Raw genomic sequence first — 19216 nt, forward strand, 5'->3', positions numbered from 1 at the left:
GAGCCCGACCGCCGGACCCGCCACCCGGTCGGGCGGGTCAGCGCCGGCGGGTGTCGGCGGACGGATCGGGGAGGGGGATGGCGGTGGTGCCGGCGACCTCGTCGCTGAACTCCTCCGGCGCGACGACCGAGATCGGCCGCGTCTCGTCGAGCGCGAGGGCGAAGCGCCGCGAGCTTGAGCGGTGCACGCGCCCCGAGACGAGCATCCAGGTCACGCCGACGGCGAAGGCGAGGAACGCGGCGATCGCGCCGACCCCGATGGCGGCGCGCGGACCGAACTGGTCGGCCACCCATCCGACGATCGGGGCGCCGACCGGTGTGCCGCCCATGAGGATCGCCATGTACAGCGCGAGCACGCGGCCGCGCAGCGCCGGGTCGGTCGTGGTCTGCACGTAACCGTTGGCGGTGGTCAGCGTCGTCACGACGGCGAACCCGGTGAACATCAGCGTGAGGGCGTACAGCCAGTACGTCGGCATGAACGCCGAGACGGCGGCGGCCACGGCGAACAGGCCGGCTCCGAAGATGACGACGCGGATGCGGGCGCGGTCGCGTCGCGCCGCCATGAGCGCACCGGCGAGGGAGCCGATCGCGAGGATCGAGCTGAGCAGGCCGTAGCCGTCGGCGTCGCGCCCGAACTCGATGGCCATCGTCGAGGCGAAGATGGGGAAGTTCATGCCGAACGCGCCGAGCAGGAAGACCATCGCGAACGCGACCATCAGATCGGGCCGCCCGCGAACGTAGCGGAACCCGTCGGCCAGACGCGCCGCGCCGGGCGACTGCACGCGGGGGATGAGCTCGCCGGGTCGGATGAGGAGCAGCGCCACGATCATCGCGAGGAAGGTCGCGGCGTTGATGAAGAAGACCCACCCGGTGCCGACGGCGACGATGACGATGCCCGCGACGGCCGGTCCGATCATGCGGGCGCCGTTGAAGGATGCCGCGTTGAGCGCCACCGCGTTGGCGGCGATCTCACGCGCGACGATGTCGGACACGAACGCCTGCCGCGCCGGGTTGTCGAACGCCGAGATCAGGCCGAGCCCGAAGGCGAAGGCGTACATCAGGGGCAGCGTCATGACGCCCTGGAGCAGCAGGGTGCCGATGACGAGCCCCACCAGCAGCAGCGCGGTCTGCGTGACCATGAGCAGCCGTCGTCGGTCGAAGCGGTCGGCGACCCACCCGGTGACGCCGACCAGCAGCAGCGGCGGAGCGAACTGCAGGGCCATCGTGACGCCCATGGCGCCGGCGTCGTTGTCGGTCAGCCCCGTGAGCACGACCCAGCTGAGGGCCGTCGCCTGCATCCACGCACCCACGTTCGACACGAGCGCGCCGATGAACCACACGCGGTAGTTGAAGACCGAGAACGACCGGAACATCGCGGAGCTCATCGGTCTGCCATCCCCTGCATGATCGCGGCGGCCGCGGCGAGCGTCTCGCGCTCGGCCGGAGTCAGGTCTTCGAGTGCGTGCTCGAGCCACGAGTCGCGGCGACGGGTCGTCTCGACGACGACCGACCGGCCCTCGTCCGACAGGGCGATGTTGACCTTGCGTCGGTCGACGCCGTCGGGCGTGCGCGTGAGGTACCCGAGCTCTTCGAGGAAGTTCACGGTGCGGTTCATCGACGGCGCCGACACGCGCTCACGGTCGGCGAGCTCGCCGAGGGTGTGGGGTCCGTGCACGTGGAGGTTGGCCAGCACGGCGAACTGCCCGTCGCTCATCGAGTCGATCGCGCGCTGAGCGCGCAGGCGCCGGGCGAGGCGGAAGGTCGCCATCCGCAGGTCGGTCGCCTCGTGCGCGAGGTCGACGGTGGACGTGGGCGCGGAAGAGGGGGGAGGAATGCTCATCTGTGATCATTAGCTTAGCTCATTAGTCTTGCTAAAGGTCTGGGTGAGCCGGATCGCGCACCGTAGAATCTCGGCATGCCCGAGTTCACCGACGCGCGGGGGATCGCGATCGTCTACGACGTCCACCCGGCGGCCGGCGCGGCCCGGGGTGTCGTCCAGCTGCTGCACGGCGTCGGCGAGCACGCCGGGCGCTACGGCGAGGTCATCGCCGTGCTCACGGCAGCGGGGTTCACCGTCTACGCCGACGACCACCGGGGACACGGCCGCACCGGCATCCGGCAGCACGGTGACCCGCGAAAGCTGGGTCGTCTCGGTCCGGGTGGGCTGCGCGCCGCGCGCGACGCCTGCGCGCAGCTGACGGGGATCATCGAGCGCGAGAACCCGGGTCTGCCGATCGTGCTGCTCGGGCACTCGTGGGGCTCGTTCCTCGCGCAGATGCTGTTCGACGCGCGGCCCGAGGCCTACGCCGCGGTCGTGCTCGTCGGCTCGGCCTTGCGCTGGCCGGGGTCCCTCAACTCCGGAGCCCTCAACAAGCCGTGGAAGGCGCCCGACGCCAACGGGGTCGAGTGGCTCAGCAGCGACCCGGAGGTGCAGCGGGGGTTCCTCGACGACCCGTTGACGACGACCACGCCGTTGCTGCGTCTGTTCGGTCCGGTCGACGCCGTTCGGCTGCTCGGTCGGCCGCGGCGCGATCTGGGTGTCGACGTCCCCCTGTTGCTCCTCGTCGGGCGAGACGACACCGTGGGCGGACCGCGCAGCGTGCACCGGCTCGCGCACGCCTATCGCACCCGCTCCGGCCTCACCGACGTCACCACCCTGGTGTACCCGGGTGCTCGTCACGAGATCTTCCAGGAAGCGGTGCGCGGCGACGTCCACGCGCATCTGCGGGCGTGGCTCGACGCCCGCATCCCGCCCGTCTGAGCCGGGACGACCCGGCGCCTCGCGCTGCCGAGTCCGGCTCAGCCCGCGGCGCCGCGCCGGATCGCGGTGACGAGCGGCCGCGACGCGAGCAGGGCGAGCGCCACGGCTCCGAACCCGGCGGTGAAAGTCAGCGCGATGACGAGCACCGACAGGGGGGCGACCACGAGGCTCAGCCCGACGATCGGCAGGGCGAGAACCGCTCCGACCGCTGCGCCGCCGGCGGCCGCCCAGCGCAGCGGCAGCATCACGGTGATGCGGCGCGCCCGCGCGAGGTCGGCCGGTGGCATGCCGAGTCGGTCGAGGCCGACGATGAGATCGCGGTCGTCGAGCACCGACGCCGCCTGGCTCACCCCGACCGACGCCGCCAGGAGCAGGAACCCGCCGCCCAGCGTCACGAGCACGCCCGTACGGATGTCGGCGAACAGCGTCATGCCCGGCTCGGCCTCGGCGAGATCGGCGATCGCGATACCGCTGCCGCCGACGACCGCGATGAACGAGATCATCGCGATGCTCGAGACGCGTCGCCACGCCGTCGCGGCATGCGCGGCGAGCTCACGACCCGCGATGAGTTGCGGTGCGGAACGGGCCCGGCGCGCGAGCGAGCGTCCGCGCGCCGCCACGATCGGCGCTCCGATGAGGTTCACGAGGGCGAGGGCGCCGGCGAACAGAGCCAGCAGCAGGCCGAGCGCGGCCGCGGGGGCCAGCAGTGCCGCGACGCTGCTGAACTGCGCGACCACGACGCTGACGACGACGATCCCGATGCCGGCGGTGACCAGCACCGCCGTGCGCCGCGGGGGCGCCTGCGTGCGTCGGCGCACGCCGAGCGGAGTCAGCCGGACGCGGCGCAGACTCGCGACGGCGCTCAGCGTCGCGATGAGCGTGACCCCGACGACGGCCGCGGCGACGATGGGCCAGCCGGCCCAGACGGCGGCGGCCCCGACCGGACCGCCGAAGAACGGCAGCATCCCGATGAGCGGCAGGACGGCCGCGTAGACCGCGGCCCCGACGAGGGCCCCGGCCAGCGCGACGACGGATGCCTCGCCGACGGCCATCGCGGACACCTCGGTGTTGGTCGCGCCGAGCAGGCGCAGCGTCGACAGACGGTCGTTGCGCCTGCGGCTCGACAGTCGCGCCGCCGCGGCACCCAGCGTTGCCGTCGGGATCGCGAGCAGGAGCAGCGCCAGCACGCTGAGCACGCCGTACATGAACGCCGCGTCGCCGGTACGGGGATCGGTGAGGAACATCCGGGTGCCGCCCGCGACGGTGAGCAGCAGCGTCGTCGTGACGGCGAAGGCGGTGAGCGGTAACAGGATCGCCGACGAGCCCTGCCGGCTCGGTCGCGACAGCAGCATCGTCAGGGAGGTCAGACGCCGGATGCCGCCACTCGCCGCACCGGTAGTCGTGAGGGGTGCGGGCGGCGCCGCGGTGCCCACGAACGCGCTCATCGCGTCACCGCCACGGTGGACGCCACGGTGCTCGCTCCGGCGCTGGCCGCACCGGTGGTCTGCGGGCCGTCGACGATCCGCCCGTCGCGCATCCGCAGCACGCGGTCGCACCGCCGGGCGACCTCGGCGTCGTGCGTGACGACCACGAGGCTGCGTCCCTGGCCCGTCGTCGCGTGGAGGAGGGCGTCGAGCACCTCGGACGACGTCGTCGAATCCAGCGCGCCGGTCGGCTCGTCGGCGAACACGACCGGCGCGCCCGTGACCTGCGCGCGGGCGATCGCGACCCGCTGGGCCTGGCCGCCCGACAGCTCGCCGATCCGCCGATTCTCCATGCCCGACAGTCCGAGTGCGCCGAGCCAGGCGGCCGCGTGCGCCTCGGCCGCGGCCCGCGCCGTACCCACGAGCAGCAGCGGCAGGGCGGCGTTCTCGACGGCGGTCAGCTCGGGCAGCAGCAGGTGGTCCTGGAATACGAAGCCGAGGCGACGGCGGCGAACGGCCGAGCGCGCCGCATCCGGCATCCCCACCAACTCCTCGGGGCCGCTGCCCGGAACCGTCAGGCGCACCGAGCCCGCGTCGGGCGAGATGATCGCGGCGAGGCAGTGCAGCAGGGTCGTCTTGCCCGACCCCGAGGCGCCCATGATGGCGACGGCCTCGCCCGCCGCGACGGTGAGGTCGACGCGGTCGAGGGCCGTCAGCGATCCGTAGCGCTTCACGAGCCCGTGGGCCTCGAGGACAGGAGCGGAAGAAAGCGGAGTGGTCATGTCATCCACTCTTCTCGGGACGGGTGCCGGTGTCGTCCGCCGCCGGGTGTAGCGGCATCCGTCGTCCGGACGATTCCGGGGCGTCCTGTGGTGCCGGTGCGGGGCCGCGGCGCGCCCGCCGGTCCTAGGCTGGAGCCATGCACGGCGAATACAAGGTGCCCGGTGGGAAACTGGTCGTCGTCGACCTCGAGGTGCGGGACGGCCGGATCGCCGACTTCCACCTGGCGGGCGACTTCTTCCTCGAGCCGGATGACGCGCTCGCCGACATCGACGCGGCCGTCACCGGGCTGCCGGAGGAGTCGGATGTCGCGGCGATTGCCGCCGCCGTCCGCTCGGCCCTCCCCGAGGGGGCGCAACTGCTGGGCTTCACGCCCGAGTCCGTCGGCACCGCCGTCCGCCGCGCCATGATCACGGCGCCGGGCTGGCGTGAGTTCGACTGGGAGGTCGTGCACGACCGGGCCGTGTCGCCGGGCATGAACCTCGCGCTCGACGAGGTGCTCACCACTCGGGTCGGCGACGGTCGACGCAACCCGACCCTGCGCATCTGGGAGTGGAACGAATCGGCCGTCGTGATCGGATCGTTCCAGTCATACCGCAACGAGGTCGACCCCGACGGTGCCGCGAAACACGGTTTCGATGTCGTCCGACGCATCTCGGGCGGCGGCGCGATGCTCATGGCCGCGAACTCGATCGTGACGTATTCGCTGTACGTACCGGCATCCCTTGTCGCGGGCCTCACTTTCGCCGACTCGTACGCCTTCCTCGACGACTGGGTGCTCGAGGCGCTGCGTTCGCTCGGCATCGACGCGACCTACCAGCCGCTCAACGACATCGCCTCGCCCTCGGGCAAGATCGGCGGCGCAGCACAGAAGCGTCTCGCCAACGGCGGGGTGCTCCACCACGCCACCCTGTCGTACGACATGGACGGTCAGGTCCTCACCGAGGTGCTGCGCATCGGCCGCGAGAAGCTCAGCGACAAGGGCACCGTCTCGGCCGCCAAGCGCGTCGACCCGCTGCGGAGCCAGACGGGTCTGCCGCGCGACGCGATCATCGAGCGATTCATCGAGGTGTTCTCGAAGCGCTACGGCGCCGTGCCCGGAGCGATCTCCGACGAGGAGTACGCCGAGGCCGAGGCCCTCGTCGAGTCGAAGTTCGCGACGGACGCCTGGCTCAAGCGCGTTCCCTGAGCCGCCCGGCCGTCAGCGGCGGCGCGCCGCCGTGGCCGAGGCCTCGCGCATCGTCGTCTCCTTCCCCAGAAGCTCGCGCACCTGGTCGACGATGATGTCGGGCTGCTCCGCCGGCACCAGGTGCCCGCTCCGCTCCGCGACGACGAGTCGGCTGTCGGTCGACAGCGTGAGCATGCGGCGCTGCCCGTCCTGCCAGATGCGTTCGAGCTGCTGGCCGGTCGCGTCGTCGATGCCGGCGGCGGCGTAGTCCTGCGGCAGACCCCGCGCGATGATGCGCACCGGCAGCGCTCCCAGGTCCTGACCTCGGAGCGCCTCCTCGGTCGGGCCGATGAGGTCGGCCTCCTCCCGCTGGGTGGCGAAGTAGGTGGGCGACGCGGTGACGTCGAGGAACTCGCGTCGCTGACCTGCGGGGACCAGGCCGTCCAAGAGCACGCTCTGCCCGAGCCGCAGCACGCCGGTCGCCTTGAGTATCGTCGGGATCCAGGTCGGCAGGGCCGCCGTTCCCGCGCCGCCCGGAACCAGGTCGGCTGTGCGGCGGGCGTCGTCCTCCGGGCGGGCGTCGACCAGCACGAGTCCCGCGACATCGTCGGGGTGCTGCCGGGCGAACTCGCGCGCGTAGAGCCCGCCGAGGCTGTGTCCGACGAGGATGTAGGGCTTCGGCGCCCCGGTCTTCTCGAGCGCGGTATGCAGCTCCGCGACGATGGCGTCGGCCGTACGCGGAGTACCGGCCGGCTCGCTCCAGGCGGTGCCCGCTCGGTCGTACCGGATGACGGTGGTGTCGTCCGCGAGCGCTGCGGCAACAGCTTCCCACCCGGAGGCGACCTCGCCGCTGCCGGCCTCGAGCACGACGGTGGGCCCGCCCTCGCCTGCGCGGACGACGTGCAGGCCATGACCGCCCACGTCGACGAGCTCGCCCGGCATCGGGTGCGCTGCACGCCCCGCCATGGCCTGCGAATGCTCGATCGTGGCCGATGCGCCGAGGACGACGACGACGAGAACGAGCAGCGTCGTCAGGAGTCGACGCCGCCGACGTCGTTTTGTTAGTACGGGTGTAGTCACAAAATGAGACGGTAACACGGCGGCGCCCGCCCGCGGCGCCGGAGAGCTGCGGGCCTACGCGATGCGGCGAACCTGGACCGTGATGCGGTCGGCGCCCGGATGCTGAACGCGCAGCGTGTCGGCGACGGCACGCGCGACATCCGGCGTGCGAGCCGTGACGCTGACGGTGACGGCCGCGGCGGCGGTCATCCCGTCGGCATCCGTCGAGACGAACACACCGTCCACCGGGGGCACGGTGTCGATGCGCAGAGCGCTGCTCGCGGCGCCGAGGGCTCGGGTCAGCGGCGGGCGGGGGTCGTGCACGGCGCGGACGCCGGGGATCTCAGCGAGGGGACGCGGGGCGGTCGGTTCGGCGACGGGCTCGGGCGCGATCATGCGGTGTCCTTGGGCGGGAAGGGACGGTGGAGATCTTCGACGGTGACGTCGACGGCGGTCACGTTGAGCTCGGTGTGCTGTGCGAGCGCCTCCGAGACGGCGCGGCGCACGGCGCCGGCGGCCGCGGGCAGCGACTCGCCCCACGCGACCGAGGCGGTGATGTCGATCTCGATGGGGGCATAGGGGACTTCGACGTCGCCGACGATTCTCGAGTGGCCGATGTAGACGCCCTCGATGGCGTCGCCGCTCGCGCGGATCAGCGCCTGCACTGCGCCCTCGGTCACCGACATCGACACGCGCGGGTCTGGGTGCGACAGGGGGATCGACCGGCCGGCGCGCAGTTCGGCGCGCACCGCGGTCATGACGCCGTGGAACCAGTTCTCGGCCGGTTCGGGCAGCTCGGCGGCGTCGGCGGCGATGAGCTCGCGCGAGAGGCGCCCGGCCCGCGACAGCGCGTCGAGGGCGTTGAGGCATTCCGGACAGGTCTCGATCTCAGGATCGCGCGGCGAGCGTCCGCTCTCGAGATAGTCGCTGATCTCGTCGATCGTCTTGCCGCAGTCGAGCACCACCGGGTCCGCAGACATCAGCGCCACCCCGCCATCTGGATCGTGATGCTCGCGCGAGCGCGGGAGAGGTTTCCGCGGACGGTGCTGACAGGGAGCTTCATCTCTTCTGCGATCTCTGTATAGCTGAGTGACCCGACTTCTCGGAGCAGCCAGCAGCGGCGTTGGGCTTCCGGCAGCGCATCGAGTGCAAGGGAGAGCGCTTGCAGCTGTGCGTTGCGGATCGCGGCCGCCTCAGGAAGGAGACTCGGATCCGCGGCTCTGTCGAACCCGTCCAGTGTGTCATGCGCGGGTTTTTTTCTCAGGTGCGCGTACGCCTCGCGGCTCGCCACCCGCATGAGCCACGCCTTCACCGCGTTCGGATCGTTCAGGGTCGACAGCTGGCGCCAAGCAGTGAGGAATGCCTCCTGTACGACGTCGTCCGTCTCGGACAGGGTGCCGACGATGCGGTAGACGAACGCCCGCACGATCCTCGTGTGCCGATGCAGCAGGGCCTCGAACGCCTCGACGTCACCGTCGGCCGCACGGGCAGCGAGGATGCCGTCGGGCGCCGCGCGCAGGTCGCCGTCGGCCACGTCGTGCTCCCGCATCGTCCCCCCAAGACTCGCTCGGAACTTTTTTGTGACGAATCCGAACCGTTCGCCCTCTCATCTGTAGAGCGAACGTAACGCTCACCGAATGACGAGCCGAGAGCTTGCATCGGACAACGCAGACAGATAAGGAAACGTCATGGCTGAGGACCAGAAGAACACCGCCCCCGCTGTCGAGACCCCGAAGTCGCCGGCCGCGGCGCCGCAGGCTTCGCGCGTGGACCGCACGTTCTCGTCGTCGCGCGTCCCGACCGACACGGATGCCGCGGGCAAGACCACCATCGCCGACGGTGTCGTGGCCAAGGTCGCCGGCATCGCCGCCCGCGAGGTCGCCGGTGTCTACGCGCTCGGCGGCGGCGGAGCCCGCGCCTTCGGCGCGATCCGCGACGCCGTCAACGCCACCGACCTGTCGCAGGGCGTCAAGGTCGAGGTCGGCGAGACGCAGGCCGCCGCCGACCTGACGATCGTCGTCGAGTACCCGGCGCCGATCCAGGAGGTCGCCGACAACGTGCGCGCCGCCGTCGCCGGTGCCATCAGCCGTCTGGTCGGCCTCGAGGTCGTCGAGGTCAACGTCGAGGTCAACGACGTCCACATCGCCGGCGCTGACGACGACGACACGCAGTCCGAGTCGCGCGTCGCATGAACGCCACCGTCTCGGGTGCGCTGATCGGTGCCATCCTCGCCGCCGCCGCCCTGCTGTTCGGCTTCTGGGGATTCCTCCTCGTGGCCCTCTTCATGGCCACCGGCGCGGCGGTGGGTCGCATCGCGTCCGGCAAGCTCGACGTGCGCGGGCTGGCCGACGTGCTGACAGGTCGGCGCACCTCGTCATGACCGTCGCAGAGGCCGTCCGTTCCGGTGGCGGCGTCACCGCCGCCGCCGGCGGGACGCCCGGAGTCCCCGGGCGGGTCGATGTGCGTGAGCGCGTGGTGCGGAAGGTCTCGGAACAGATCGCATCCCGGGTCATCGGAGTCGGCGTGGCGCGCGTGTCGGTCACGGCATCCGATTACCGGGATGGGGTGGCCGTCCGCATCCAGGCGCCGCTGCCCGTCCCGACGCTCGACGACACCGACGCGGTGCGAGCCGCCGGCGCCGTCGTCGACACCGTTCGCGAGGTGCAGCGCCGGGTACAGGAGGAGCTCAGCGGTGTGCTGGGCAAGCCGGTCACCCGCGTCGACATCACCGTGAACGGTGCCACCACCCCCGTGAAGAGGAGAGTCCGATGAGCAGTCCCGTGCTGCGCCGCGTCGTGCGGCGCGAGACGCACTCGCCGCGCACCGTCGCGATGATCGTCGCCGTCGTCCTCGTGATCCTCGCGCTCGTATACGTCGGCGTCGAGATCGTGCTGAGCCTCGCCGCCCAGCCGGCGCTGCTGCTCGGGCCCGCCGCCGCCCTCGGGGCGATCGCGGGTCTGCCGACACAAATGCCCGCGGGTGCGAGCATCGCGATCGGCGCCGTCATCGCGGTGCTCGGGCTGATCCTGGTCGTGCTGGCGATCGCTCCCGGGCGGTTGTCGAAGCACCAGCTCGTCGTGGGAGAGAACGCCGTCGTCGCCGACAACGGCGTGATCGCCTCGGCGATCGCGCAGCGGGTGACCGACGACACGGGTCTGCCGCGCGACCAGGTGCGCGTGGGCGTCGGCCATCGTTCGGTCGACGTCACTCTCACGCCCGCGGTCGGAGTCCCCGTCGACGAGGGGAGTGTCCGCAGGGTGGCCGACGCGGAGCTCTCGTCGTACCGGCTCGCCTCGAAGCTGCGCACGGCCGTGCGCATCGACCGGCCCCGTGACCAGGAGGAGAACGCATGAACAACACCAACCGTGCCGTCAACCGCACGGTCCTCCTGCTCCTCGGCCTCGTGCTGATCGTCGTCGGCGGCGGGATCGTCGCCGGTGCCGTCTGGCCCGCGGCCGCCGACGCCTGGACCTCGGTGGGGACCGGAGTCGAGGACTGGACGAAGCAGGCGTGGGACGCGACTGCGATCGCGGGGACGAACCTCGCGTGGCTGGCCATCGGGCTGCTCGCCGCTCTGGCGCTGCTCGTCGTGCTGCTGATCGTGCTCATCGTGCGCAGCATCCACGGCCGGCGCCGGACGGCGCTGCGGGCGACGGGAGCTGAAAGCGACCTGGGCCGCATCACGATCACGGAGGGGTTCGCCGCCGACGCGCTGAAGAACGCGCTCGCCGATCGCGACGAGATCCTGACCGCCCGCGTCACCGCCAACGACATCAAGCGCGAACCCGTGCTGCACGTCAGCGTCACGCCCCGGCAGAACACCTCGCCGCTGCACGTGGCCGAGACCGTCGGCCGACTCGTCGACAACCTCGGCATCCTCACCGGCCAGCAGCTGGTGGCGTACATCTCCATCCACACCGGCCTGCGGGCGAAGCTGGCGCAGGACCAGCGACGCCTGTCCTGAACGAACACCTCCCCGCCCCATCCCGGGGCACACCTCTGAGAGAAAGGAGCCCGACATGGGCCTCGACGACAAGATCAAGAACGCCGCACAGGACATCGCCGGCAAGGCGAAGGAAGCCATCGGCAACGCGACCGACAACGACAAGCTCGCCGCAGAGGGCCGGGCCGATCAGGTCAAGGCCGACGCGAAGAAGACGGGCGAAGACGTCAAGGACGCCTTCAAGTAAGCCTTCGGACCGACGCACGAGGGGGGATGCCGCGACGGCATCCCCCCTCTTCTCGTGCGCCGACCGGCGAGTCGGAGTCAGCCGTCGCGGCGGGCGCCCGCGGACGGGGTGACCGGGAAGATCGTCGGTGCCGTGAAGCCCGCGTCGGCGAAGGCCTGCTCCACGGCCCGGGTGACCGTCTCGACGGCATCCGTCTCGACGAGCGCGATCGCCGCGCCGCCGAAACCACCGCCGGTCATCCGGGCCCCGATGGCGCCCGCGGCCACCGCGGTGTCGGCGGCGAGATCGAGCTCGGGGACCGAGATCTCGAAGTCGTCGCGCATCGAGGCGTGCGAGGCGTCCAGCAGCAATCCGATCGCCCGCGGACCCTCGTCGCGCAGGGTGCGGACGGTGTCGAGCACGCGCTGGTTCTCGGTCACGATGTGGCGCACGCGCCGGAACGTGACGTCGTCGAGCAACTCGGCGGCACGGTCGAGGTCGCCGACCGACAGGTCGCGCAGCATCGGGACACCCATGACGCGCGCGCCCTCCTCGCACGACGCGCGGCGCTCGCCGTAGCCACCGGTCGAGTGCGCGTGCTTGACGTTGGTGTCCATGACCAGCAGCGACAAGCCCGCGGCGGCGAAGCCGAGCTCGACCTCGTCGGTCTCGAGCGAGCGGCAGTCGAGGAACGTCGCGGCATCCGGCTCGCCGAGCATCGACGCCATCTGGTCCATGATGCCGGTGGGGGCACCGACGGCCTCGTTCTCGGCGCGACGGCCGACCTGCGCGAGCGCGACGCGGTCGAACCCGAGGTTCCACAGCTCGTTCAGGGCTGAGGCAGTGGCGCCCTCGATCGCCGCGGACGACGACAGTCCCGCGCCCACCGGCACGTTCGACGCGAACGCGAGATCCGCGCCGGTCAGCGTCGTCGGGTCTGCGCCGGCGGCCTGGATCAGCGCCCAGGCGACGCCGAGCGGGTACGTGGACCACTCGGGCACGGCATGCTGCCCGTCCACGGTCGGGAACAGGGCATCGAGGTCGGCGATCGCGACCTCGACCGGCACGGCGTCGAACGTCGAGATGACGCGCAGCCGGCCGTCGTCGCGGGTCGCCAGCGCCACGTGCGTGCGGTGGGGCGTCGCGAACGGGAACACGAAGCCGTCGTTGTAGTCGGTGTGCTCGCCGATGAGGTTGACGCGGCCCGGCGCCGACCACTCGCTGGTCGCGGTGCTGCCGAGCGAGGTCAGGAGGTCACGCGCCTCGGTACGCGGATCGGTGTCGGTCACAGGGTCACTCCTTCTACGGCCTCGCGGATGCGTGCGGCCGCGGTCTCGGGCGGGATGTCGCCGATCCAGGCGCCCATGGCGGCCTCGGACCCGGCGAGGAACTTCAGCTTGTCGGCGGCGCGGCGGGGGCTCGTGAGCTGCAGGTGCAGGCGGGCCGAGTCGCGGGCGTGCCGCACCGGTGCCTGGTGCCACGCCGCGATGTAGGGCGTGGGCGTCTCGTACAGCGCGTCGATGCCGCGCAGCAGCCGCAGGTACAGCGGAGCGAGCTCGTCGCGCTCGGCCTCGTTCGTCTCGGCGAAGTCGGCGACGTGGCGGTGGGGGAGCAGGTGCACCTCGATCGGCCAGCGCGCCGCGAACGGCACGAATGCCGTCCAGTGCTCGCCGCGGAGCACGACGCGCGGGCCCGCCTGCTCGAACTCGAGGATTCGCTGGAACAGGTCGGGCGCGGTGCGGTCGATCGAATCCAGCAGACGTGTCGTGCGCGGCGTGATGTACGGGTAAGCGTAGATCTGCCCGTGCGGGTGCGGCAGCGTGACGCCGATGGCCTCGCCCCGGTTCTCGAACGGGAACACCTGCTCGATGCCGGGCAATGCCGAGAGGGCGGCGGTGCGGTCGGCCCACGCCTCGATCACGGTACGGGCGCGCGTCACCGTCTGCGTGCCGAACGACCCGGCGTGCTCGGGCGAGAAGCAGACGACCTCGGTACGTCCGACGCTGGTGCGCGTACGCCCCAGCCCGAGGTGCGCGAGGTCCTCGATGCCCCGCGGAGGATCGGATGCCGCGGGCACGCCGCCGAACGCCTCGGCGAGGGCGGGGCCGAACGACGGCGACTTGTTCTCGAAGACCGCGACGTCGTAGCGCGACGGGATCTCGGAGGGATTGGTCGGGGTCTGCGGGGCGAGCGGGTCGAGCTCCGCCGGCGGAAGGAAAGCGCGGTTCTGACGAGAGGCCGCGATCGAGATCCAGTCGCCGGTCAGGACGTCCTGCCGCATCGAGGCGGTCTCGGGACGCGGGTCGAGCGTGCGGGCGTCGATGCCGCGCTCGGGGCCGAGCGTCGTCTCGGGATCGTCGTAGTAGATGAGCTCGCGGCCGTCGTCGAGCCGGGTCGAGCGCTTGACGACGCCCGCGCCGAGCGGCACGGCGGAGGGGCTGATCATGTTCACGATAACACGCTACATTCCGCCCGTGATATCGTCAACACACCCGACGGAAGGACCGGCATGCGGGTGTCGATGGCCCAGGTGGCGGCCCATGCAGGCGTCTCGGCGCAGACCGTGTCGCGCGTGGCCAACCGCAGCCCACGCGTCGACCCCGAGACGAGGGCTCGCGTCGAGGCATCCATGGCGGCGCTCGGCTACCGCATGCATCGCGCCGCCCGCGCCCTGCGCACGGGCCAGACCCGCACGATCGGGCTCGTCGTGTCGACCCTCGCGTCGGTCGGCAACTCGCGCATGCTGCAGGCGATCGCCGACGCCGCGGGTGAGCGCGACTACGCCCTCGCCGTCGTGACGGTCACCGGTGCGCGTGGCATCGAGGAGGCCTTCGCGCAGCTGCGCGATCAGGGTGTCGACGGGGCGATCGTGCTCAACGAGGCGACCCGGCTGGCGCGCGACACCGCGCCGCCCGCCGACCTGCGCCTCGTCGTCGTCGACTCGCCGCCGGACGACCGCTTCGCCATCGTGCAGACCGACCACGCGGGAGGTGCCCGCCAGGCGACGCAGCACCTGCTCGAGGCGGGGCACCCGACGGTGCACCACCTCGCGGGGCCCGCGGCGTCGTTCGCGGCGCGCGAGCGCGAGCGCGGGTGGCGCGAGGCGCTGACCGACGCGGATGTCGCCGTGCCCGAGGTCGTGCGCGGCGACTGGACCTCACGCGGCGGTCACGCGGCGGGGGCGGCGCTCGGGGCTGCCACGGCGGTGTTCGCCGCCAACGACCAGATGGCGCTCGGCCTGCTGCGCGCCTTCAGCGACGCCGGTCGCGCCGTGCCGGACGACGTTGCGGTGGTCGGCTTCGACGACGTCGTGGATGCCGCGGAGTTCCGGCCGCCGCTGACGACTGTTCGCCAGGACTTCGACGCCCTCGGCGCCCGTGCCGTCGCCGCGCTGGTCGAGGTCATCGAGAGGGGAGCCTCGACGCCGCTGCAGACGGTGCCGACCGAGCTCGTCGTGCGGGCGAGCTCGACGCGCGCCTGAGCCGCCGCGACCGGCGTCCGCACGGAACCCGTGGGTGGGTCAGACGGATGCCGCGCGGCGGGCCTCCCAGCCGGTGCGCACCATCTCGTCGACCGAGTAGCGGTTGGCCCATTCGAGATCGCGGGCGGCGAGCTCACCGGTGGCCACGATGCGGTCGGGGTCGCCGGGGCGGCGGGGGCCGATCTTGGGCGTGAAGTCGATGCCGGTGACGCGAGCCATCGCGTCCATGATCTCGCGGACCGAGAGGCCGTTCTGCGACCCGAGGTTGTAAGCCGGCTCGACGCTCTCGCCCGCCGCAAGCCGCTGGGCGGCGACGACGTGAGCTGCGGCGATGTCGGCGACGTGGACGTAGTCGCGCACGTTCGTGCCGTCGTCGGTGGCGTAGTCGTCGCCGTTGATCTGCGGGGTTTCGCCGGCGATCAGCTTCTCGAACACGATGGGGAAGAGGTTGTGCGGGCTCGTGTCGTACACGGACGGGTCACCCGAACCGACGACGTTGAAGTAGCGCAGCGAGGTGTGGCGCAGCGGTGCCGCGGCGTCGGCCGTCGCGACCGCCTGGTCGCGCAGCAGCCACTCGCCGATGAGCTTCGACTCGCCGTAGGGCGAGGCGGGACGCTTGGGCAGGTCCTCCGTGACGAGCGGCACGTCGGGGGTGCCGTAGACGGCAGCGCTCGATGAGAAGACGATCTTGTCGACGCCGGCGGTCTGCATCGCCTCGAGCACGACCCGCGTGCCCTCGACGTTCTGCGCGTAGGTGTGCAGCGGACGGGTCACCGAGACACCGGCGTACTTGTAGCCGGCGACGTGGATGACGCCCTCGACGCCGTGCTCGCGCAGCGCGCCCTCGACGAGCGGACGGTCGAGGATCGAGCCGCGGACGAACGGCACCCCTTCGGGGACGAACCCGGCGTGCCCGCTCGACAGGTCGTCGAGGACGACGGGGTCGAGACCCGCCGCGGCGAGGGCGCGCACGACATGCGCGCCGATGTATCCAGCACCACCGGTGACCATCCAGCTCATGACATCCATCCTGCCCGATCGCGGCGATGCTGCCTCACGGTCACTCTTCGCGGTGCCCGAGGTCGGGCTCGGCGACGAACGCGGCGACGGGCTCGATGACGTGCTCGAGCTCGACGACGACGATCTCGTTCGCCCCGGCGCGCGTCGCGGGAGCCGGCACGTACAGCGTGCGCTGCGGTCCGTTGCGCCAGTACCGGCCGAGGAAGAACCCGTTCACGAACGCGTAGCCCTTGCTCCAGGCATCCGTGTCGAGGAAGAGGTCGGTGGGCTCGTCGAGGTCGAACGTGCCCGCGAGCCCGATGCGGCCCGCCGTCGGCTGCTCGGACCCGTCGGGGATGCCGGCGGCGACGGTGGCGAGGTCGACGGCTTGCGCCGACCAGCCGCTCAACTCGTGGCCGCCCAGGGTCACCGGTCCGACGACCCCCTTCGCTTCTCCCAGACGGATCTCGTAGTTCACGCGCCCCTGGTCCTCGACGAGCACCGTCAGCAGTGATCCACGGGGGATCGGCAGCGACCGCTCGTGCAGGGCGCGTTGCAGACGGCCGATCGGCGCGCCGTCGACGGCGATCCAGGCGAGGTCGCGGACCTCGGTGAACGACAGCACGGCCGTACCCGCGTCGCCGAACGCTTCGGCGGGAAGGGGGATGTCGTAGCGCACGAGGGGGCCGAGCTGCCCGAGGTCTTCGAAGGTCGGGGGAGTGGACCCGCCCGCGCGCTCAGCACCGGCCTCGGTCGACGTCGGCAGCCAGTCACCGGTGCCCCGCAGCGGGACCGACAGCGCCGGAGCCACCGGTCGAGCGGACGGCACCTCGTCGGGGACGGGCGCGTACCGGGCGATGACCTCGCGGAACGCGTGGTACTTCTCGGTCGGGTGGCCCGACTCGTCGAGCGGGGCGTCGTAGTCGTACGAGGTGATGATGGGGGCGTAGCGCCCCTTGTCGTTCGCGCCGTTGGTGGTGCCGAAGTTCGACCCGCCGTGCAGCATGTAGATGTTCACCGACGCGCCGGCGGCGAGCAGGGCGTCGAGCTCGGTGGCCGAGGCCGCGGCATCCGTGGTGTGGTGCACGCCGCCCCACCAGTCGAACCAGCCGTCCCAGAACTCCGAGCACATGAGCGGCCCGGTCGGCTGGTGCTCGCGCAGGGTCGCGAGGCGCTCGGTCGCGCGCGAGCCGAACGATCCGGTCGCGTGCAGGTCAGGCAGAGTGCCGGCCGCGAGCATGTGCGGCTCGGGCTGGTCGACCGTGGTCAGCGGCACGGTGATGTCGCACGCGCGGGTGAGCTCGGTGAGCGTGCGGAGGTAGTCGTGGTCCGACCCGTAGGCGCCGTACTCGTTCTCGATCTGCACGAGCACGACGTTGCCGCCGCGGTCGATCTGACGCGGCGCCACGATCTCGTAGACCCGGCGCAGATAGGTGCTGACCGCTTCGACGTACTGCGGCTCGGACCGGCGCAGCCCGATACCGGGGGTGCTGGTGAGCCAGACCGGCAGGCCGCCGTTGTGCCACTCGGCGCAGATGTACGGGCCGGGGCGGACGATCGCGTGCATGCCCTCGGCCGCGATGAGGTCGAGGAAGCGCCCGAGGTCGTTCCAGCCCGTGGCATCCCACTCGCCGCGCACCGGCTCGTGCGCGTTCCAGGCGACGTAGGTCTCGATCGTGTTGAGCCCCATGAGGCGGGCCTTGCGGATGCGATCGGCCCAGTGGTCCGGGTGGATGCGGAAGTAATGCAGCGCCCCGGCGATCACGCGGTGCGGACGGCCGTCGAGCAGGAAGTCGGTGTCGCCGATGGCGAAGGTCGTCACGATGTCTCTCGATTCGTTCCGGGTGCCAGGCGCACGCTCACGCGCGCCCAGGAGATGGGGGGAAGGGTCACGGTCAGGGTGCGCCCGCGCACGGCGACCGGGAGGGATGTGGGCGCGACCGGCTGGTCGGCGGCGGAGTTGACGGTGTGACGATCGCCACCGTCGGGGACGGTGAGCACCACTGCATCGGCGTCGACGGCGTCGCGGTCGAGCTCGACGCTCACGGCCGTCGACGCGTCGAGGCCGCGATGCACGACGAACAGCGTCAGTGCGTCGCCGTCCGCCGTCGCCACCGTGTCGACGGCGGGCACGGCGCCGTACTGCGACGTCTCGACGGCAGGCGCGTCGACGGCGGGCACGACGACCCGACCGGATGCCGCGGCCGCGGTCAACTGGAAGGGGAAGAAGGTGGTCTGCCGCCAGGCCGCGCCGCCCGGCTCGGTTCGGATGGGGGCGATGACGTTCACGAGCTGCGCGAGGTTCGCCATCGACACGCGATCGGCGCGGCGGAGCATCGTGATGAGCAGGGAGCCCACGACGACGGCATCCGTGACGGTGTAGTCGTCCTCGATGAGGCGCGGCGCGATGGGCCAGTCGCCGGTGAACACGGCGGGCTTGTCGACCTCGTTCCATCGGGTCTGGTTCCACACGTTCCACTCGTCGACGCTGATGCCGATGGGGTTCTCGATGCCGCGCTCGGCGCGGACCTCGTCGATGATGCCGGCGACCTCCGACAGGTAGCGGTCGAGTCCGACCCCCGACGCGAGGAAGCTCGCGGGATCGCCCGGCTTCTCCTCGTAGTAGGCGTGGACCGAGATGTGGTCGACGAGTCCGGCGGTGTGGCGCAGCACGGTGCGCTCCCACTCGCCGAAGGAGGGCATCTCGTGGTTCGAGCTGCCGGCGGCGACCAGTTCGACATCCGGGTCGACGAATCGCATGAGGCGAGCCGTCTCGGCCGCGAGGCGTCCGTACTCGTCGGCGGTCTTGTGGCCGATCTGCCAGGGGCCGTCCATCTCGTTGCCGAGGCACCACAGACGGATGCCGAACGGCTCGGCGCGTCCGTTACGCCGCCGCTGCTCGCTGAGCGTGGTGCCGCCGGCGTGGTTGGTGTACTCCAGCAGTTCGGCGGCCTCGGCGACGCCGCGCGTGCCGAGATTGACCGCCTCCATGACCTCGAGGCCCGCCTGTTCGGCCCACGCCGCGAACTCGTGCAGCCCCACCTGGTTGGTCTCGGTGCTGTGCCATGCCGCGTCGAGGCGCACGGGGCGCTCGTCGCGCGGGCCGATGCCGTCCTCCCACCGATAGCCCGAGACGAAGTTCCCGCCCGGGTAGCGCACGACCGTGGCGCCGAGTTCGCGCACGAGCTCGAGCACGTCGCCGCGGAACCCCGCCGCATCGGCCGTGGGGTGGCCGGGCTCGAAGATGCCGTCGTAGACGCAGCGGCCCATGTGCTCGACGAAGGTGCCGAAGATGCGCCGGGGCACCTCGGGTCCGGGCGCGGCGGTGGCGACGGTGATGCGGGTGGGGGAGGTCATGCGGTGTTCTCCTGAGACA

22 protein-coding genes are annotated in these 19216 nt (G+C 71.7%); 9 read left to right on the forward strand and 13 right to left on the reverse strand.

The window, feature by feature from the left end:
- Nucleotides 1–37 precede the first annotated feature (37 nt).
- Entirely contained in the window at nt 38–1384 is a 1347-nt protein-coding gene (locus PUW82_RS04380) for an MFS transporter (protein ID WP_274221109.1), read from the reverse strand.
- Complete coding sequence (locus tag PUW82_RS04385; protein ID WP_274221110.1) at nt 1381–1839, reverse strand: MarR family winged helix-turn-helix transcriptional regulator; 459 nt, start codon at nt 1837–1839, stop codon at nt 1381–1383. The genes PUW82_RS04380 and PUW82_RS04385 overlap by 4 nt, the downstream gene beginning before the upstream one ends.
- A 75-nt stretch (nt 1840–1914) precedes the next feature.
- Here PUW82_RS04385 and PUW82_RS04390 point away from each other — a divergent pair, with 75 nt between their 5' ends.
- A complete protein-coding gene (locus tag PUW82_RS04390; RefSeq protein ID WP_274221111.1) occupies nt 1915–2760 on the forward strand; it encodes an alpha/beta hydrolase in 846 nt (281 codons plus the stop codon).
- 38 nt (nt 2761–2798) lie between these two features.
- On the opposite strand, the gene PUW82_RS04395 is transcribed toward PUW82_RS04390, so the two are convergent.
- Nucleotides 2799–4205, reverse strand: a complete 1407-nt coding sequence (locus PUW82_RS04395) for an FtsX-like permease family protein (RefSeq protein WP_274221112.1) — start codon at nt 4203–4205, stop codon at nt 2799–2801.
- On the reverse strand, nt 4202–4966 hold the full coding sequence (locus PUW82_RS04400) for an ABC transporter ATP-binding protein (protein WP_274221113.1): 765 nt from the start codon (nt 4964–4966) through the stop codon (nt 4202–4204). The genes PUW82_RS04395 and PUW82_RS04400 overlap by 4 nt, the downstream gene beginning before the upstream one ends.
- Before the next feature lie 137 nt (nt 4967–5103).
- Here PUW82_RS04400 and lplAB point away from each other — a divergent pair, with 137 nt between their 5' ends.
- The gene (gene lplAB, locus PUW82_RS04405) at nt 5104–6153 is read left to right on the forward strand and encodes a lipoate-protein ligase LplAB (protein WP_274221114.1); all 1050 of its coding nucleotides are present in this window, start codon (nt 5104–5106) and stop codon (nt 6151–6153) included.
- Between the two features lie 12 nt (nt 6154–6165).
- Here the strand turns inward: lplAB and PUW82_RS04410 are convergent, their stop codons facing one another.
- From PUW82_RS04410 to PUW82_RS04425, 4 genes are read right to left on the reverse strand one after another with little or no spacing between them, the layout of a single operon-like run.
- Entirely contained in the window at nt 6166–7212 is a 1047-nt protein-coding gene (locus tag PUW82_RS04410; protein ID WP_274221115.1) for an alpha/beta fold hydrolase, read from the reverse strand.
- A 54-nt stretch (nt 7213–7266) separates the two neighbouring features.
- Nucleotides 7267–7587 carry a hypothetical protein gene (locus PUW82_RS04415; RefSeq protein WP_274221116.1) on the reverse strand — a complete coding sequence of 107 codons (321 nt, stop codon included), beginning with the start codon at nt 7585–7587 and terminating at the stop codon, nt 7267–7269.
- On the reverse strand, nt 7584–8171 hold the full coding sequence (locus PUW82_RS04420; RefSeq protein WP_274221117.1) for an Asp23/Gls24 family envelope stress response protein: 588 nt from the start codon (nt 8169–8171) through the stop codon (nt 7584–7586). Before PUW82_RS04420 ends, PUW82_RS04415 begins: the two co-directional genes overlap by 4 nt.
- Nucleotides 8171–8725 (reverse strand): RNA polymerase sigma factor, encoded by a 555-nt coding sequence (locus tag PUW82_RS04425; protein ID WP_274221118.1) that lies wholly within the window; start codon nt 8723–8725, stop codon nt 8171–8173. Before PUW82_RS04425 ends, PUW82_RS04420 begins: the two co-directional genes overlap by 1 nt.
- A gap of 154 nt (nt 8726–8879) precedes the next feature.
- Between PUW82_RS04425 and PUW82_RS04430 the strand changes: the two genes are divergently transcribed.
- Genes PUW82_RS04430 through PUW82_RS04455 form a run of 6 tightly spaced genes read left to right on the forward strand, consistent with a single transcriptional unit; the run spans nt 8880 to nt 11381 of the window.
- Entirely contained in the window at nt 8880–9383 is a 504-nt protein-coding gene (locus PUW82_RS04430; RefSeq protein ID WP_274221119.1) for an Asp23/Gls24 family envelope stress response protein, read from the forward strand.
- The gene (locus tag PUW82_RS04435) at nt 9380–9571 is read left to right on the forward strand and encodes a DUF2273 domain-containing protein (RefSeq protein WP_274221120.1); all 192 of its coding nucleotides are present in this window, start codon (nt 9380–9382) and stop codon (nt 9569–9571) included. The genes PUW82_RS04430 and PUW82_RS04435 overlap by 4 nt, the downstream gene beginning before the upstream one ends.
- Complete coding sequence (locus PUW82_RS04440; protein ID WP_274221121.1) at nt 9568–9963, forward strand: hypothetical protein; 396 nt, start codon at nt 9568–9570, stop codon at nt 9961–9963. Before PUW82_RS04435 ends, PUW82_RS04440 begins: the two co-directional genes overlap by 4 nt.
- Nucleotides 9960–10544 carry a DNA/RNA endonuclease G gene (locus tag PUW82_RS04445; RefSeq protein ID WP_274221122.1) on the forward strand — a complete coding sequence of 195 codons (585 nt, stop codon included), beginning with the start codon at nt 9960–9962 and terminating at the stop codon, nt 10542–10544. The genes PUW82_RS04440 and PUW82_RS04445 overlap by 4 nt, the downstream gene beginning before the upstream one ends.
- Complete coding sequence (locus PUW82_RS04450; protein ID WP_274221123.1) at nt 10541–11155, forward strand: hypothetical protein; 615 nt, start codon at nt 10541–10543, stop codon at nt 11153–11155. The genes PUW82_RS04445 and PUW82_RS04450 overlap by 4 nt, the downstream gene beginning before the upstream one ends.
- A 55-nt stretch (nt 11156–11210) precedes the next feature.
- On the forward strand, nt 11211–11381 hold the full coding sequence (locus PUW82_RS04455) for a CsbD family protein (RefSeq protein ID WP_274221124.1): 171 nt from the start codon (nt 11211–11213) through the stop codon (nt 11379–11381).
- A 77-nt stretch (nt 11382–11458) separates the two neighbouring features.
- On the opposite strand, the gene galK is transcribed toward PUW82_RS04455, so the two are convergent.
- Together galK and galT are read right to left on the reverse strand one after the other, a co-directional pair.
- On the reverse strand, nt 11459–12649 hold the full coding sequence (gene galK / locus PUW82_RS04460) for a galactokinase (RefSeq protein WP_420792717.1): 1191 nt from the start codon (nt 12647–12649) through the stop codon (nt 11459–11461).
- Entirely contained in the window at nt 12646–13806 is a 1161-nt protein-coding gene (gene galT / locus PUW82_RS04465; RefSeq protein ID WP_274221746.1) for a galactose-1-phosphate uridylyltransferase, read from the reverse strand. The genes galK and galT overlap by 4 nt, the downstream gene beginning before the upstream one ends.
- Nucleotides 13807–13869: 63 nt before the next feature.
- Between galT and PUW82_RS04470 the strand changes: the two genes are divergently transcribed.
- The gene (locus PUW82_RS04470; RefSeq protein WP_274221125.1) at nt 13870–14841 is read left to right on the forward strand and encodes a LacI family DNA-binding transcriptional regulator; all 972 of its coding nucleotides are present in this window, start codon (nt 13870–13872) and stop codon (nt 14839–14841) included.
- A 39-nt stretch (nt 14842–14880) separates the two neighbouring features.
- Here PUW82_RS04470 and galE read toward each other — a convergent pair whose 3' ends face one another.
- From galE to arfA, 3 genes are read right to left on the reverse strand one after another with little or no spacing between them, the layout of a single operon-like run.
- Nucleotides 14881–15861, reverse strand: coding sequence for a UDP-glucose 4-epimerase GalE (gene galE / locus PUW82_RS04475; protein ID WP_274221126.1), 981 nt, complete (start codon nt 15859–15861; stop codon nt 14881–14883).
- Between the two features lie 40 nt (nt 15862–15901).
- A complete protein-coding gene (locus PUW82_RS04480) occupies nt 15902–17662 on the reverse strand; it encodes a glycoside hydrolase family 35 protein (RefSeq protein WP_274221127.1) in 1761 nt (586 codons plus the stop codon).
- Nucleotides 17659–19197, reverse strand: coding sequence for an arabinosylfuranosidase ArfA (gene arfA, locus PUW82_RS04485; RefSeq protein ID WP_274221128.1), 1539 nt, complete (start codon nt 19195–19197; stop codon nt 17659–17661). Before arfA ends, PUW82_RS04480 begins: the two co-directional genes overlap by 4 nt.
- Between the last annotated feature and the right edge of the window lie 19 nt (nt 19198–19216).

Origin of the sequence: Microbacterium thalli (genome assembly GCF_028737325.1) — a bacterium.
In the GTDB taxonomy this organism is placed as follows: domain Bacteria; phylum Actinomycetota; class Actinomycetes; order Actinomycetales; family Microbacteriaceae; genus Microbacterium; species Microbacterium thalli.